Genomic DNA, 16527 nt, shown 5'->3' on the forward strand with positions numbered 1-16527 from the left:
CAGCTCTTTGATGCGCTGCTCTGGTGTAAGTGGAAGATCCGATTTGTTCATCGCAGCCCCCTTGCGTACCAAGAGCATGGCCGCCGGGCTCCAATCCTGCTGACCATGCTTACGTAACCACGTTAGCACCGTCGAGCGTCCCTGGATACCATATCGTTCCTGGGCTTGCTTGTAAGTCATCTCGCCTTTTTCAACCTGGCCTATGTGTAAACCTTATTCAGGACGGGTCAACTGCAATAAAAAGGGCTGGCTAATATCTAGCCAGCCCTTTTTAGAATCTTAAATTAGCTTACTCGGCGACGGGAAATACCCAACCCCAAAAGGCCTAGCCCGAACAAAGCAAGAGTGCCCGGCTCCGGAACTTTTGCAATGGTCAAGCCGATAATATGATCGTCATGGTTATCGTCATCACCGGATCCACCGCCAGCGTCATCCCACAACAGCAATGCATCATAAGCTATCCCTCTGAACGTAGTGTCCAGAATAATCGCGAATGACTTACCACCAGCCTCGGGAAACGCATTGGAACCATTCGCAATTCCACCAAGGTTAGCACCAGCGGGCCCAACTACCTCAAAATCAAAATCAAGCAGTCCACCCATTGCTGCGGTGTCAACATTTCCGACACTGAAGGAATCCAGGTAAGCTGCACCTTGATTTGAAATCGAACCTACACCGTATGCGCTGAAAACATTATCCCATCCTGCTTCGTGATCAAGGTAGGTGAATGTTAGGTCAACCTTTGGATCGGACGTAAGGGCATCAAAAAACAGATTGCCGCCAATGTTATACTGACCAGCACCGATGTCAGCAGCGAAATCGTTTCCAGCAGCGATCGATTGGACGGAGCCGCCATTAACGATGAGCCCTGCATTAGCATGCATCGAGGCAATAATCAATCCTGTTGCCGCCATATATTTAAAAGACTTCATTGTCTAATCTCCCTAGCTTGCTTTATTCCAATATCAGACATAACGGCGGAATTAACGCTCGCTGTCCTGTCATAGAAACTTAAGCAATTATGGAGCCAAAACCTTAACGAATTGTTTTTATTAGGATTTTTTCTAAGCGAACGCGAAAAAAAACCGAAACCGTAAAATTAGCTGACACAACAGAACTACCGCTGGTAGTGATCATCAACCGCTGAAACCAACTGCGAAAGGCTGTCATCAATAAAGATTCCCAAAGCTTCCCTACCATTGCAGTCTGAACAGGCAACACCAAACGCAAACACCGATGCATCAGTTCTTGAATTATGGAACCCCTTTAGTTGAGCCAATTTTGCACGTAGCTCATTACCTTCCCAATAACCCTCAACATAATAACCATAGGCAAGGTGTATCGACCTGCCGGTTCCTCTTTCCTCTAAAGTCAAGCCCTTTAGTTTCCTACCACCATTGCTTTGAATATCGAACAAATCCATCACCTTCCAATCTTGCGCATTATACATCTTATTAAAGTATTGGATAACTTCCGCGCCTTGACGTTGAAAATCATAACTATGAATTGAAGCATAATACATAATAGGCGAGTTACCCCGATTACCATACGAAACGGAAGTTTCGAAAAGGCTCTGCTGAAAAATCCTGTCTGGATTATTAATCTGGGGTCGCCAGCCTTCTAGACTTTTCTGAAAAATAGAATTGTATTTCCCTCCATCGAGCCGGAGATCATAGCCTTTTGGTTCTTTACTGACAGTGCCGTGGCTTGGAGGGATTACAAAAAAGGCAAGCATTGACAAGAAAGCAATGCACATCGAGGCTATAAATCTACCATTGGACGTTTTCCTGAGATCCAATAATGTACGATTTTTGGTACCAGTTTCCCTTTTCTCTAGGTAACGTCCAAATAAAAAAAGAGGAACTAAAGTAACCCCGAACACCCACCAGCCAAAATTGTCATGTTCTGCAATTAAGCCACTCTGCATATTTGTCTCATAGCCCATATAGATAATAACAAACACACGAATCCAGTTAGCTAAAAGTGCCAAACTTACAGCCGCCAGCATTAGAACAGATCGAGATAAAATAGTTTTGAGATTCAGTTCCCCATACAAGACTGAAAGTGAGAGACCAACCAAAAAATAGCGAAGCCCAGAGCAACCATGGGCTACCTCAAATACACCAATGCCAGTAAGGTAAACATAAATTCCGTCAATCCTGAAATCGATTCCAAGCAGACCGAGCCAAACCTCGTTAACTGCAACTGTAATTAGCTGCAAAGGCCACGAAATGTAATCCCAGAATGGCATCGCAAAAAAAATAACACCTACCGGAAGCACCAATCCCCGAACCTGTTCCCAACCTAAAAGGATAGCAAAAGCACTTAATGTAATAGGAATGAGTAAGAGATCTTGAAGCGCCTCTACCCTCAATATCCCACCCAGGGCGTAACCAAGGAGAGCAAGAAAAAATGGAAAAAGCCACCACGGATAAAATCCGGGGTTTCTAGGTTCCGTTTTCAGTTTTTTTACAACAAGAATTATCGATACTAAAAGAAGCAGGAAACCGTGAGAGTATGACTCATCAAACTTAAGCCACCGATCACCGATGCGGGCTAAATTTTCCGACAACAGAATAAACAACGCACCAAAAATTATGATATAGGGTGCAAATTTACCAACTAGCCGAGTATTTTCTCTACCATTCACAGTCTAGCGAACCTTCCTTGATTAATAACTGACCCGGAATAAATACTGCCTTCTAACCATAGATTTTACCAGTGGAAATCCACCAAGATTGTGGTAGTTTACCAATTAATAGAATCCGCTCACCTCACCAAATCTTCAACGGAGCAGGTCACCAAATGCGAGTGAGGCTTGTTTTCACCAAAAATCCTGGTCGCGGGCTTCTTTTAGATATTCAATTACTTACGAATACAATTGAAGCTCTCGGCCACCAAGTTATCTGCGACCCTCAGCAACGCCCGTCTCACACCCACGTTAGATTATCGAACAAATGGTACTACTTAATAAAACGGCGCTGTCCGGCTACATTACGCGAAGCTTTACTCAAAATCCAAAGAAAGGCACGTAATTTGGGTTGGCACGGCCCGCACTACGACTTGACAATCCACCTTGAAAACGTTCAGCCAAATCGCATACAAACCGGGTCGAAAAATTGGCTCATCCCAAACCAAGAGTGGTTCCCACAGAACCATCTACACTACCTTTCTGATTTCGATCAAATACTGTGTAAAACTAAAGAAGCAGATCGAATATTTAAAAAATATCATCCAAAAACTCGCTTCATCAGCTTTTCCTCACCTAGAATACCACCAGAAAAAATAGCGCAAAAAAACACGTTCCAAAAATTTTTGCACATTGCAGGTCGAAGCCGATTTAAGGGTACACTGCCCATCATAGAGGCATGGGAGAAACATCCTGGTTGGCCAACTCTTGAACTTGTCTGTGAAGAGACGATTGTTAGCCAGGACCTTCCGCCCAACGTAAACCATAGATCGAATCTATCTGTTGAAGAGATCCAAGAATTATGGTCAAAGGCTGAAATTGTACTCATACCCTCTGAAGTTGAAGGTTTCGGTCAGGTTTTGCTAGAGGCGTTAGCCCACGGTACTGTCCTGATCACCACCAATGCACCTCCCATGAACGAGTTGGTAACTAAAGAGCGAGGGTTCCACGTCGAATACGAGCACAGAGCGAGTCTGGGAATGGGGACACGCTACCTGACCACAGCAAAACATATTGAGCAGACTATACAGAGCGTTATGGATACACCGCAAGTAGATCTCCAAACACTAGCGCGTCGTGGAAGGTATTGGGTAGAGAATAACCACAAGTTCTTCTTAACAGAGTTTACGAAACTGATAAAAGAGTTAGAGAAACATCATAATAAAACCAAGAGTCGAAAAATTATCATTTCATGACAAAGCTACAATTTTCTAGATTTATAAGTTGCAAAGTACTTCTTTGTTTTTTTGTAAGCAACGTCATTTTGACAAATAGAAACACCAAGATTTCCAAGCCGCTTATATATCAACCAAAACAAAAAACTCTGAAATTTTGTATTTAAAGAAGGAGAGTTTGATTTTATTAGCCCTTCATTATGCTCAACAAAAAATAGCTCATCCAAAATCTCAGGCACACACCGAATTTTCGCACCTTGACTCTCAATAATCCTGGTCAACCATAAATCGTCTGATGTTGGCGCAACCTCGAGAAAATCCTTATTCAGAATATCCCCATCAGAAAATACAGCTCGGGGCAGCAATGCCCCACCTCCAAATGTCACTACAAAATCCCGATCAAGTACCTGTTCTTCTCTAATTATTGGCCATTGAAGGTAGGTTGTTTCCCGACCAAGCTTATTTCGTTTCACTTTCCTGGCGCGACCAACAATGATTTCACCTGGATATCTTAGATGGGCTGCTATGATTTTTTTAAGCCAATCTCGTCCGTAAACAATATCATCATCAGCGCTGACGACTAAATCATCATTTCGACACTGTTCAAGCGTTGGCAGAACCTTTCTGTAAGGACCAGTATTATCTGTCCACCGTACCTCCACCAGCGACAATTCGGCCTGAACCTCCTGTATCCATTGATGATCAACGCTAATACCTTTATCACGCAGGTAAGCGCAACTGGATATCCAAACAATGATTTTTTCGGGCTTCAACGACTGATTCACAAGCGATATCAGAGTTTGTGTGCAAAGCTTGAGTCTCTCGCTAGTCGTCGTCAGGCTGACAATGAGCATTTATTTTCCAACCATATTTAGAAACTTTTTCGCATACCGCGAGTCTGAAATCTTTCTGGGAAGTATGTTAAACAAGTGTTGCCACTCTTTTTTTGTCAGAGAACCCAATGCACAGAACCAATAGACCATCGAGACCACAAAAAATAATATAATGTAACCTAATACACCTCCATCAACCAAAAAATATGACTTCAATTGAATACAAATCAAAGTTGCTATTATCAGGTAGAGCACTGGAGTAAGCAACGATTTATATATTCTCAAAAAACCTAACCCAATTTCTTTCTGAACAATCAAAGGAAGAACAATAAATCTTGTTAAAAACAAGGGCGCAACTATACCTATTGATGCACCCAATATTCCTTTTTCAAGAACCCCAATTGTGTAGAATATAAAAAATGCGGACAAAAAAAGTTCTGCAAAACCAATATATGACAGCCATTGATGGCGATAAACCGACATCAATGCACTCGCTAGTGGACCGTAAATAAAAAGAACAATCTTCCCTGAAATTAGAATGCATAGAGAATAATAAGCAAGAGTTACATCAAATTCACCACCCATCCAAATATTAATAAACGACTTACCAAATAGAAATGAAATAACAACCGCATAAAACCCCAACAGAAAGTTAATTCTAATAAAAATAATCACATTATCACGAAGCTTTTCGAAATCATTATTTGAGAAATTCTCTGTAAACACAGGCATTGTGATTCCCGTTGCCTTTGATAGCAACGTTAATGCATATTCAACCAATCTTAAAGACACATAATAAACAGTCAACATAGAAAGACCGATAAAATACCCGATCATGAAAATGTCCAGCTTCTTCTGAAGCAGAATGCTTACATCTGTAAGAAATGCCCAAAAACTAAATCCAGCCAATGCCTTTACCTTGGAATATTTAACTTTATTAAAAGAAACGGACATCTCATTAAATAGATGACTTGCGATTAAATAGAAAATTAAATTTGATAGAATTGACGATCCCAAGGTAATCCAGGCAACCGCAATTAGATCGTAACCCTCAAAAAGAGCCCAGACAGTGATAGCCGTAGACAATAACTTAACAAGTATCTGCGACAATGCATTGAGATCATAGCGCATGTAGGCAATTGAAACTCCAGCAAATGATTTAAATGGAAATTCAACAGCGAGCGCAAGACCAACTATCAAAATTACCGAATAAACCATATTTACATTAAGCGGATCCGTCACCCAAACATGAGAAATTTCAGCAATGAAAAATGTTACCAAAGCTATCAATAATCCCAGCACCAAATAGATCACGAATGCGGAGGAAATCACCTCATTTGCACTTTGGTATTTTTTCTCAGTCAAATTACGAACCATAAAACGTGTAACTGCGCTCGCAAAACCAAAGTCCATGAGGTGTAAAGTAGCTATAAAACCGCCGACTAAAATCCATATTCCATATAGCTCCTCACCAAGATGACTTATCATAAAAGGCAACATAAAAATGCCGATTACAATATTCACCAAAGTTTGAACTGTTCGTAACATTGAACTCCTGAAAAGGAGCGGCATTATTGACATCTAGATCCCTATAGCCTCTGCTTAATTCTATAAAGCCGCACAACTGCTTCCTGAACGCTGACTCTCGCCTTGTCGGTCAAGTGCTCTTGCCAACCAGAGGAACGGAACTCTCCACAGGGAGTTTTGCGATGCCAGCCCATCGAACACCTCCGATTAAAAGCAATGAAGTCATCGAAAGTCTCACAGTCCGGCCATTCGTGCTTAAAGATCTCAGCGATTAATGCCATTGTGTGCACGCCAAACCATGTTGAGAACATATTAGCCCGGTCTGGCGGGGTCCGTGTCATTTCCATTCCCATATGGTTGAAGTCGTGACCGATTCGATCACAAAACCCGCCCTCGATTGTTTGTCGGCGCATAACGGAGGCATAGCTACGGCGAAGGCTACGACGAATATCTCTTCGTCGGTAAGAGGTTAGTTTGTAAAGGTTGACTAAAATATCAACTGCGTCTACGTCCTGACAGGTTCCACCTCCATTCCATTGAGAATAACCTCCATCGATATGCTGAATAGACAAAGTTGTATCGATCAACTTTTCCGGTGAAACAAGAGGCCGCCGAAGATAGTAATAAAGCAATAACTGATGATACCCGCCGTAAATTGCAGTGTACCTATCGCAGAATCCGTTGGTGCCCCAGAGCCCGGTTTGACGATCGACCTCGTCATCTAACCATTGCATGAAAACCTCTAGCGCTTCATCAGCCGCCTCTATTCCGGTTTCACGCATATGCACAAGTAACTGACCAACAAAAAGAAGATTGTTACCTTCTAACCATGCCTTAGACCAATCCCGGCCTGATAACCAGGATCGAAGAGTTTCTATATTCAGAAACTTTCTGGCAAAATCGAGCTTGTACTTCGGACTACTATCCAGCAGGTCAAGCGCAGGAAGAATGTGGGCTACCAGATGCAGAGCCAAATGCTCTTCATTATGGCCACCACCCTCAATTCCGCCCTCGAAAATCTCAGGAGCCCGGTAGATGCCTGTATCAGGATCCTGAAAACTATTTATGTAGGCGGCCCATTCACGCTTTTCACGCTCAGTGAACTGGCTCAAAGCGCCCGTGTAGTGGAGGGTCATTACAGCAAACACCGACGAATAAAGGGTTACCTGTCCATCTTTCGACATACGGAACTGAAAGGAATCACCCACACGGTTCGCTAGTACAAAGTCAGATGCTTCCTTCAATACAGACAAAAACTTTTCGGCCTTCACTGGCAAATATCCTTATTTCAGTGTTGAAAGACGACGTAAAATACTTTCTGGTAACCATCCAAGACCAGCAATAATCAACAATCGCCAGTCAAACATACCGCAACGAAGGCCAGACAGCGCAGCATGCCAGGCCCAACGGTAACTGCCCTGCCTGAAAAAGGTTCGAGCATAACTACTATGAAATTTACCGATCCGCTGCTTTAAAAGCGGCTCATAAGGCTTACGGGAGTGCTCATTCCAAAAAGGACTTTCTTTTGCGTATTCGAGGCAAGACACGAGACCAACATAGCGAGGGCGTTCATTTTTATGGCGATTACTTTCGTGAACACGGTACTTAATGAGTGGCTCTTTAACGGCATAGAATGGAATTATTTCCGCAAGCCTCAACCAAAGATGATAGTCCTGGCAGTTCGTAAAATTTTCAGCTTCACTGAAACAGCCTACCCGAATTAACGCTTCTTTAGGCACGAGTACCGACGAAGTTACGAGATAATTCCCCGCAATCATATCCGTAAACACATAACCTTCTGGAAACGTTTGTTGCAAGGGTGAATCAGCCAAGGCAGCACCGCTACCATCAACCCAGATTCGATCGGAGTAGACCAACCCCTTTTCACCAGCCTCTTCCAAGCGAACTAGCTGTTTTTGGAGCTTGTTCGGCAGCCACACATCATCAGCATCAAGGAACGCAATATAGGAACCATTGGCTTCGGAAATTCCAACGTTTCGAGCTGCTGCAGGCCCCCTCCCTGCGCCAGACACAACACGTATTACCATCGGATTTTCTCTAGTCAACTGCTCAAGTATCTGCGGCGTGTCATCTGTCGACTTGTCGTCAACCACCACAATTTCGACATCGTCGCGACCTTGCATCAAAACTGACCGAATGGTTTCAGCAATAAAAGCTGACGCGTTGAAGCAGGGAATAACCACACTGATGTTTACGGACATGACAGCTAACCTTCCATGTGAGCATTCGATAAGTAGTGTGCCTGACAGATTTTACACAGATCTAGACTGAGTTACTGTTTCTTCCTCTCAAACTCAAAATCAGGTCTTTGACGCGATAAAGCACTTGAAACACCGGGCTTCGAACAACCATGCACGTCGTCAGCGACCGCTGGTCAGGCGCTAGGTGCACCTTGTAATTCGTATTCTTCCCCTCTCCCGCCAAAAGGTCAAAATAATGAACCGACGGGTTTTGGAATGCAGATTCAATGGCATAACCCAAGTGAAGCGTTCCAAGGGCAAGCTTCGGATGTAAACTCTGATGAAAACCAGCTTGGATGTTATAGATACACCCGCGATAAAAAGCATTATACAGCACAGACACTGGCCGGTTTTCATTACATAGAACCATCAACAAAGGTTCAACCCCTTCTGCTACACCTCTATTCAAAAATTTCAGGTGAAACGCAAGGCTTCGGTCGTTAAAACAGGGAGTTCCCCACCGAGTCAGGTGAAACTCGTTCAAAAGTTCAAAGAATTCCTGTGTCCGATCCGGCCAAAAATTCTCCTCACTAACATCCCCCAGAGATTCGAGGACGCTTCGGCGGTTATAGAGCTTCAGGCGCGTGTTTCTCCCAAGCCATGCAAGATACCGTTTAAAAGTGTCAGTAGTGTTGATTCCGTGAGTGCTTTCGCTGCGCAAATAACGAAAATACCAGCCATTCTCAGATGCCCATTTATTGATCGTATTGAGCTCATTAGTGTCGGAATCCAGATCAGAAAAAACCGCCTCGGTCCAGTTAACCCCCTTAACCTCAGCGAGAACACACTCTAAGCGTGATAATTCACCTAACGAATTGTACTCTGTCCTTGGCGTGGAGAGGGCTCTATAGCTTGTGCCAACAAACTGAAGACAATGAATTCGGAGCAAATGGTTCATAGAATAGCTATGCAGGTAGACCCCGGATCGCTCCGCGCCTCCTGGCAATAAAAGCTTCACGCCGCGTTCACGCCCCCACTCATTCCACCACGCTTCCTGCCAGGCATTCGTTTGAAACAGGCTCAATGTTATCTCTCTTCTGCCCAAGTCTGATATTCTCGATATTATCGCATTCCCGGAACCGATTGGGGACGCCATAGTCAGTGCGCCTCAGGAACCAAGTATTCTTAAGGATCAGCTTTTCCTCATCGGAGCGAAACAATCAAAATGGTATTATCACTCCTACACAAACCAGGCAAGGAAAAGACTCTACGCAGAAAGCGCTCCTATGAAGACCAGGAGAGCAAATTCCTGGTGATCGCGACCTGCGTCTTCATCTTTACATGGTACCTGCAATTAGGCACAAGAGTAGCCATTTTGGGGGCCATCCGGTTTGAGTTTCTTTTAGGAACATTTCTTGTCATCTGTGCAGCTATCCGGCTCCTTAACGAATCAGGAAGCTCTACCCCTCTGAAAAAACCCATAATTATTTTTTTTAGTGTGCTCGCATTCTACACGGCATTCTCTTACGACCACTCACAATCATGGGCGATTTTTTTCGAGCGAGTAGTAAAGTTTTCGATGCTCGCCCTCTTCTTTACTGCATTTATTCGAACCAGCTGGGCGCTCAAAATGGCAATAGGAGCATTTCTCCTGGCCATGATGAAGCTAGGCCAGGAAGGTTTTGTGGGCTGGTTTACAGGCGGAATGGTTTGGGAGAATCAGGGCGTTCCGCGCCTGCACGGGCAACAAGGTGGCCTCTATGGACACCCCAACTCGTTCAGTGGGATGGCGGTAGGCTGCCTGCCTTTTATCTACTACCTCTTTCCAGTTGTTAATAAAATTCAAAAACTTGCTCTGGCAGCTCTTCTGGTCTGCTGCATTATCATCATCGTCTTCACCGGATCTCGCACAGGTTACATAGCCACAGGACTTTTAGCCTTATACTTCTTTTGGGAAAAGAAAGGCCTTGGAAAATTTAAAATGCTTGCATTTGCTGCGCTAATTATTCCACTGGGAATTTTCTTGCTACCTGAGGATTATATTCACAGGTTTATGTCTATCTTTACTCTCGAAGAGAAGGAGGGCGCATCTGCGGAAACTCGGATTCAGATACTTAAGGATGCTTTACATGTGTTTATAAGTCATCCATGGGGGGTCGGTGTAGCAGCATTTCCAAGTGTTCGCATGGAGATGTTCGGGCGATTCCAAGATACACACAACCTCTATTTCGAACTACTGACTAATCTCAGCATATTTGGATTGATAGCTTTTAGCTATTTTGTGACAACTATTATTCGAACCAATAGAAAAATCCAATCACAGGCTATCTTTTCAAACAACTTAAGCCAAAAAAATTCTTCGCTTATCCTTGCTATATCAAAAGCCGTTGTAGCATTCACATTTGCCAGGCTATTTCTCGGACTCTTTGGCATGGATACTTACGAAATTTATTGGTGGTTTGCCGCAGGCATAACAATGGCTTTGTGGAGGACAACAATCGAGGGCGATCAAGAATTTGGCAACGGTGCGGGCTCAAGACTAACTGCCCACCGATATTCACGCCGGGCAAAAGCCCATATGCCTGCAAGTGGAAAAGCAACTCTGACCTGCACCAAACTTAAAACCAGTGACCGAATGATTGACTAGCCCGGATTTCTCATGAGAAGGTAGCGTAAGGAGGAAGAAGCGGCTGAAAGTGGCATGATTTCAAGCTCCTACACAAAAAAACAACACTAACCGCCGCTATCCAAAATGGTACCCGAAAAGCTGACATTCTCGCCACTCTGTCGCCGCCAAATTGAAGCCGATTTCTCCGGTGGCCACATAACTAACCTCCGATGCCGGATTGCTCCAGCATCGGGAAGTCGAAAAGAAACACCGCCCGACTGATCCTGTCAGGCTTTGCCTACACCTTGTTCGAACGATTACGGTCACACCTGAAAAAGACGCCCTTCGAGCGTGTGAGCGCCAGCAATCTACGACTGAAGCATATCAAGGTTGGCGCGGTCATCATTCGTAATCCTCGTCGAATCCGAGCGCTGATGAGTGACGGCTATCCCTACAAAGACGAACTCACGGATCTGGTGCGCCGCTTGGTTTCGGGGTAGCTGACCGGGCACCCCCGGCCCGACGCGATGGGGGGGAAAGGGGGAGGTGGGTCCAGGCAACAGAAATTGATCAACAACCAGCAAATAATGGCCGCACCTGAGCGGTCATGGCGGGAACCCGCCCGGCCTGCGAGACTGGCTGGGTGACTATGAGAAATCCGGGCTAGGAGGACCTGAGCACCAACGACACCATTGGAGAAGTGAAGAAGGTTTAGTCCAACTACTACCGCCGATTCCGCATTCCCCAGAAAAGCCTAGTAGTGCCAATCGATGAAGCTAGAAAATAATTCAGATTGACTCTTTTATGGCCTGCGGCTTTGTTCGTGCCAGCCACCCAGGCAGCTTGAGTCCAAACCTTCTTACCAAGTTGCTTATCGGCCGCTCCACAAACCTGAAAATCAGGTAAGAGCTCACAACCATCAGCGCAACGGTTATCGATAGGGCTGCCCATTCGGGCACGGCACTTAGCGGACCATCTATCAACGCCTTGCCCGATCGATTGTGGATAAGATAGAGCGGGTACGTCATGCAACCCATCGTTACGATCCACTTGGCTGGTTTGACGATGACAATACGTAGCGAGACGGCAAGTAGCCCAAACGCAAAAGCCAACATCAAGCCCGAAGCTATTAGTCGTTCGGTTACCCCGGCATCAGGAATGAAACCTCCAGCAACCCGGTAGCTCTGGATAGTTGCCATGGCGAGAGCACCAAACAGAATACTGACACTGAAAAATGTTGGCCGCCGTTCGCTCATGTGGAACATTGCCACCCCGGCAATAAAGTACGGCGACCAGCTCGGACTTATAAACCAGCCCATGAAATTTGGCTGACCAGTCATGTGGTTTGCAATTGTCAGGGCCAACCAAATGGTAAGCCAGATTTTGTATTTTGGGAACAGCCCGGTTGCAACCAAGATCATTACGCATGCGTAGAACTTAAGCTCTGCGTGTAGTGTCCAGTAAACTCCGTCAATGTCTGGCTGCCCTAAATAATCATTTATTAGCATGGCGTTAGTTAAGAATTGCTCAGCACCCGGAAGTTTGCCGCCGGTTGCGTATATAATTGCGACGGTGAATGCCATACAAGCCCATAAACCTGGATAGAGCCTGGCAAAACGCGAGACCCCAAATTGATAAGCGGTCCTGTCTTGAGCGCTAAGCGCAATCACGTAGCCGCTGATCATAAAAAAAATCGGAACACCCAAATACCCATACTGAAAAATCGTCGAAAGCGAATCAATGGTGCCTTCCGGCCTTGCCGTATAGTGATAGAGAACAACCCCAAAGGCCGCTACAAACCGAAAAATATCAAGTGCGTGAATTCGACTCACAGCTTTCATCGGTCTGCCTCCCCCCCTGAAAAAGTAAAATACAAAGCAACTTTTAATCCGCCGAGCAAAAACAAGGAGCGAGAACGTGCATATCTCTCCAATTATATAGACTTTCGACACTTTTAATGTCAAAACTAAACTAGATGCCCACAACGGTTGATATCACTAACCGACTACCGAAAAGAAATTCGGCACCGAGTTGCACAAGATCGTAACTCACCCAGATCTTCGGCGGTTGAGCAATGGTATTTAGGCGTCGCAAAGCTAGTGAAGTCTAGAATCCGACGCAATGAACCCTACAGAGAGACAGCTTCAATTTCGCGGTTGAAGAATGGAATAAAGGTTATGCTTTTTAGGTATTATTGGGTATCGGTTGTCGATGCTGACCCCTGAAGTTATGTTCTAAAGTTCTGTGAATTTAAGCCCCTTTTTAAATATCCTATGAGAAATACCGGCTAGTCGACCTTCAAATCCGGGGGCTCAGGTGCAGCCAAAGTATTGAGACCAAAGGGTTCGGAAACATTTCCCTCGGCATCAACTACATATAAATAGCTAGATCTTACTGAAAATTTGTCCACGCCCCTTAGTTTCACTACTATCGAATCATCATGCCATTTATCAGGTTCCGGAATTTGAATGGTTTTTGTCTTTCCACACTCAGACCAAATTCTAGCCGCGCAAATCTCTACACGAGCGGGTGTTGTAGCTGTGTAAATATCGTCAAACCATGCTTTCGCTGTATCGGTAAACCCAGCCGCCATATGTCCTAAACGAAAGTCGTCGAAAGTGCCATCGACATACCTCACACGGTAATCATCGTAACTGAAACCTAAAACACCATCCAACCAACCTCTTACAATTCCATTGTACGCATCAATAGGAGAGTTTAACTGAACAAACCACTCCCACCTTTGAAATTCAGAATTGGTGTTTTCCCAAGTCCAACGCTGCGAATTTTTCTCTAATAATCCGCTAGCTAATGACGACCCCACATTATTGTAAAACCTCCATCCAGTTTGGCCTGCAGGAATGAGGGGCATAAATTGTGGGAACTCGCCTTTGCTCCCAAATAAATAAAACTGCTTATGATTATCAGGGTCAGACGGATTATAATCACCCTGCATAAAGCGCCAATAACTGATGTAAATCTTACTGATAGGACTTTGGCCAGCCCAACCAAAGGCCTTCACATTGGAGCCGTTTGGCTCCTTAGACCAATCAATTTTGACCGAGTTATTTCCACTAACGGCACGCTCATCATCAAAAAGTATCGCTTCTCCAACGTAGCCATATTGAGTAGACCAATTTACACCAATTTTGGCAGGACTTCCGTTGACAGATTCTCCAACCACTTGCTGCTCAAAGTCATCCCATGAAATTATTCTGCCCCCAAAATCACCAAAGCCTGAACCTCTAACAACCACCTCTTGGCCGTCAAAAAGCCCACCGGTCAACGCCACACCAGAAATCACCGGCTGAGCTAAGGCGACGACTGGACATATCGCCAACCCCAGCAAAAAAGAACAATGGCAAACGTTTATTTTCAACATATCCTCGCCCCCACTCAGCCTAATATCCCAACACTAACCTATATTTTCGTTCATATTTTGACCAAGCGCAACCAAAATATCAGCCTTTAGATTTCGAGATCAGTTTTTAAAAAATCAATCACTTGACGGATATATGCAGCATGTGACGCCGAAAACTTGACAATATCATCTCGAAGCTCTAGATGATTTTTTTTGACTGACAAAATCCCATCTGCAATCGCCATAGGATTATTATCAACAAATACGTACCCTTTTTTAAATACTTTCCTGGCAACATCACTATTTGATAAAATGCACGGAACACCGACGGCTGCTGCTTCATATGCACCACATACAAGGCAATTATCTCGAGTTGTCAGGTCGACAATTATGAAGGAACTAATAAGTAGGTCCCAATACTCCGCTTTAGATATGAATCCAGTTAGATTTACATTCTTAGGTAATCCACCTTTCGATATATGATCCGGTGGTCTTCCAGTGATCTTCATCTCAAAACCAGAATCACAAAGTAATCTAGCAGCTTCAATAAAAGATTGATATGGCTCATCTGGAGCCCAAGTACACACAAGCACAACCTGAAGAGGCTTGTCGTTTATTTTACAAAATGTATTGGGCATCACTGGGGGACTCGGTATGGGATCAGGAAGCAAAAATGGCTTCGCGTGTAAGCGTTCTACTTCACGGTATAGATCATTATTCGTTACTATCACAAGAAAGCTTTTTCGCAAAAGCCACCACGCGAATCTATTTAATATTTTGCATTGTCCCTCAAGTGGGTAAATTGCTGCATTATGGGCATCCATAACAACCTTTCGCTTACCTAAAGAGAGCAATATAGAGACAAATGCAAGAACTATGGATGGATTCTGCACAATGACAACGCTTGGATTAATCCTCCTAATCAACAACGCCGTTTTTATCATGGAAAAGAAGTATCTTTTAAAACGATTACCTACAACCACAATCTCAAATAGAGGAATACCAATTGCATCCGAAAGGCTCTTGCTTCGAGTATGAGACTCCCAACTTATAAATATAGCTTCCTTTTTCATCAATAGCACCGCTTCATCAATCACTATCTTAATATTATAATAGCCATGTTATTAACATAATAATGGCCACTAACCGAAACTATGAGGTAAACCAAGAAAACTCAAACCAAAAACCGTTTTTTCAAAGAGGGAATTTGAAAGGCCTCCTGGATAACGATGAACTGCCATTAGATCTCCAAGAGTAGCCCGACCCGGAAATGCTGCCAGACCGCATCTATAGCCGGCTCTACGGACCTCGGTTTTTACCCGCTCGTCAAAATCAATTGGCTGACCATTTGGATAGCAAAATGAGGTTACCTGACGCCCAATCTGTCGTTCAATTTCAAGTTTTGACTGCAGCAATTCAAACCGGAGTGACTCATCGTCCAGACTTGTCATGACAGGATGACTAACTGAGTGGCTCCCAATCTCAAAGCCCGCACCTGCGATCTCGCGAATCTGACTCCAGTCGAGAGCCTTGAACTGTGGCGGCGGTGCCTTGGGCGGCGCGACCCTCAGTTCTGTTTCCACACGATCAAGAAATTCTATCTTTTCTTTATTTGGTAAAGTAAGGCAATAATCGGCAATGGCATTCCAGACCGAGGTTCTGCACCCTCTAAGACTTAACGACTGACTCTTGCCAGGGAGCCGAATAGATTCTTGCGGAGTATTGTCCACACAATATCGAAGTCGATCAGGCCAAAGCCAGTTGTCGCCATTCACAAAGCCCGTTGTAACAAACAATGTGCAGGGTATTTTCTCCTCTATCAATACGGGGTATGCATAGTCGTAAAAGTCTGCGTAACCGTCATCGAATGTAATGACAATAGCATTTTCTGGTATATTATTTTTCTCGTGGCCAACAATCAGATCAGTCAGGCTTACTGGATTGAGCTCGCGCTTTATGGTTCTCATCTGTTGTCTAAATCGATTGATATCGATCGCCCCCGGAGTAACGTTTGGTACAATCCGGTGATACATCAGAATTCGTGGATGCTTTCGAGAAAGGTACTTGGCGACCTTAAGCCCACCAAAAGGTCGAACAATCCGATAGATCAAATCATTAGGCGTCATCTGATCA

The 16527-nt window shown here is 44.4% G+C and carries 14 protein-coding genes and 1 pseudogene; 3 read left to right on the forward strand and 12 right to left on the reverse strand.

What is annotated here, in order from left to right; translation table 11 throughout:
* The 3 genes and pseudogenes from JIF53_RS19340 to xrt all read right to left on the reverse strand — a co-directional run.
* Positions 1 to 204: pseudogene (locus JIF53_RS19340) on the reverse strand (IS3 family transposase); the annotation flags it as partial.
* A gap of 80 nt (positions 205 to 284) precedes the next feature.
* The gene (locus JIF53_RS19540; protein ID WP_228285623.1) at positions 285 to 932 is read right to left on the reverse strand and encodes a PEP-CTERM sorting domain-containing protein; all 648 of its coding nucleotides are present in this window, start codon (positions 930 to 932) and stop codon (positions 285 to 287) included.
* A 185-nt stretch (positions 933 to 1117) separates the two neighbouring features.
* On the reverse strand, positions 1118 to 2650 hold the full coding sequence (gene xrt, locus JIF53_RS18005; protein WP_199453823.1) for an exosortase: 1533 nt from the start codon (positions 2648 to 2650) through the stop codon (positions 1118 to 1120).
* A gap of 71 nt (positions 2651 to 2721) precedes the next feature.
* On the opposite strand from xrt, the gene JIF53_RS18010 reads away from it, so the two are divergent.
* The gene (locus tag JIF53_RS18010; RefSeq protein ID WP_199453825.1) at positions 2722 to 3885 is read left to right on the forward strand and encodes a glycosyltransferase; all 1164 of its coding nucleotides are present in this window, start codon (positions 2722 to 2724) and stop codon (positions 3883 to 3885) included.
* 5 nt (positions 3886 to 3890) lie between these two features.
* On the opposite strand, the gene JIF53_RS18015 is transcribed toward JIF53_RS18010, so the two are convergent.
* The 5 genes from JIF53_RS18015 to JIF53_RS18035 all read right to left on the reverse strand — a co-directional run bounded on the left by JIF53_RS18015 (position 3891) and on the right by JIF53_RS18035 (position 9509).
* Positions 3891 to 4718, reverse strand: coding sequence for a glycosyltransferase (locus JIF53_RS18015; protein ID WP_199453827.1), 828 nt, complete (start codon positions 4716 to 4718; stop codon positions 3891 to 3893).
* Positions 4719 to 6245 (reverse strand): oligosaccharide flippase family protein, encoded by a 1527-nt coding sequence (locus JIF53_RS18020; RefSeq protein ID WP_199453830.1) that lies wholly within the window; start codon positions 6243 to 6245, stop codon positions 4719 to 4721.
* Positions 6246 to 6286: 41 nt separating this feature from the next.
* On the reverse strand, positions 6287 to 7495 hold the full coding sequence (locus JIF53_RS18025; RefSeq protein WP_199453832.1) for a hypothetical protein: 1209 nt from the start codon (positions 7493 to 7495) through the stop codon (positions 6287 to 6289).
* A 12-nt stretch (positions 7496 to 7507) separates the two neighbouring features.
* Positions 7508 to 8446, reverse strand: coding sequence for a glycosyltransferase (locus JIF53_RS18030; protein ID WP_199453834.1), 939 nt, complete (start codon positions 8444 to 8446; stop codon positions 7508 to 7510).
* 61 nt (positions 8447 to 8507) lie between these two features.
* Positions 8508 to 9509: a GNAT family N-acetyltransferase gene (locus JIF53_RS18035; protein ID WP_199453836.1), complete on the reverse strand. Its 1002-nt coding sequence runs from the start codon at positions 9507 to 9509 to the stop codon at positions 8508 to 8510.
* A 228-nt stretch (positions 9510 to 9737) separates the two neighbouring features.
* On the opposite strand from JIF53_RS18035, the gene JIF53_RS19695 reads away from it, so the two are divergent.
* Together JIF53_RS19695 and JIF53_RS18045 are read left to right on the forward strand one after the other, a co-directional pair.
* A complete protein-coding gene (locus JIF53_RS19695) occupies positions 9738 to 11072 on the forward strand; it encodes an O-antigen ligase family protein (protein WP_199453843.1) in 1335 nt (444 codons plus the stop codon).
* 209 nt (positions 11073 to 11281) lie between these two features.
* The gene (locus tag JIF53_RS18045; RefSeq protein ID WP_323127213.1) at positions 11282 to 11533 is read left to right on the forward strand and encodes a transposase; all 252 of its coding nucleotides are present in this window, start codon (positions 11282 to 11284) and stop codon (positions 11531 to 11533) included.
* 288 nt (positions 11534 to 11821) lie between these two features.
* On the opposite strand, the gene JIF53_RS18050 is transcribed toward JIF53_RS18045, so the two are convergent.
* From JIF53_RS18050 to JIF53_RS18065, 4 genes are all read right to left on the reverse strand, one after another.
* Entirely contained in the window at positions 11822 to 12874 is a 1053-nt protein-coding gene (locus JIF53_RS18050; RefSeq protein ID WP_199453845.1) for an acyltransferase family protein, read from the reverse strand.
* Between the two features lie 446 nt (positions 12875 to 13320).
* Positions 13321 to 14415: a hypothetical protein gene (locus JIF53_RS18055; RefSeq protein WP_199453847.1), complete on the reverse strand. Its 1095-nt coding sequence runs from the start codon at positions 14413 to 14415 to the stop codon at positions 13321 to 13323.
* 86 nt (positions 14416 to 14501) lie between these two features.
* A complete protein-coding gene (locus JIF53_RS18060) occupies positions 14502 to 15467 on the reverse strand; it encodes a glycosyltransferase (RefSeq protein WP_199453849.1) in 966 nt (321 codons plus the stop codon).
* Between the two features lie 69 nt (positions 15468 to 15536).
* Positions 15537 to 16520, reverse strand: coding sequence for a polysaccharide deacetylase family protein (locus JIF53_RS18065; RefSeq protein WP_199453851.1), 984 nt, complete (start codon positions 16518 to 16520; stop codon positions 15537 to 15539).
* Positions 16521 to 16527 lie beyond the last annotated feature (7 nt).

The sequence above is a fragment of the Marinobacter sp. bablab_jr008 genome (assembly GCF_016464145.1).
Lineage (GTDB): Bacteria > Pseudomonadota > Gammaproteobacteria > Pseudomonadales > Oleiphilaceae > Marinobacter > Marinobacter nauticus.

Excerpts from the sequence above, each read along its gene's own strand:
- JIF53_RS19540 (WP_228285623.1), bottom strand. The coding sequence starts at position 932 with ATGAAGTCTTTTAAATATATGGCGGCAACAGGATTGATTATTGCCTCG.
- JIF53_RS18015 (WP_199453827.1), bottom strand. The coding sequence starts at position 4,718 with ATGCTCATTGTCAGCCTGACGACGACTAGCGAGAGACTCAAGCTTTGC.
- JIF53_RS18055 (WP_199453847.1), bottom strand. The coding sequence starts at position 14,415 with ATGTTGAAAATAAACGTTTGCCATTGTTCTTTTTTGCTGGGGTTGGCG.
- JIF53_RS18050 (WP_199453845.1), bottom strand. The coding sequence starts at position 12,874 with ATGAAAGCTGTGAGTCGAATTCACGCACTTGATATTTTTCGGTTTGTA.
- JIF53_RS18020 (WP_199453830.1), bottom strand. The coding sequence starts at position 6,245 with ATGTTACGAACAGTTCAAACTTTGGTGAATATTGTAATCGGCATTTTT.
- JIF53_RS18030 (WP_199453834.1), bottom strand. The coding sequence starts at position 8,446 with ATGTCCGTAAACATCAGTGTGGTTATTCCCTGCTTCAACGCGTCAGCT.
- JIF53_RS18065 (WP_199453851.1), bottom strand. The coding sequence starts at position 16,520 with ATGACGCCTAATGATTTGATCTATCGGATTGTTCGACCTTTTGGTGGG.
- JIF53_RS18060 (WP_199453849.1), bottom strand. The coding sequence starts at position 15,467 with ATGAAAAAGGAAGCTATATTTATAAGTTGGGAGTCTCATACTCGAAGC.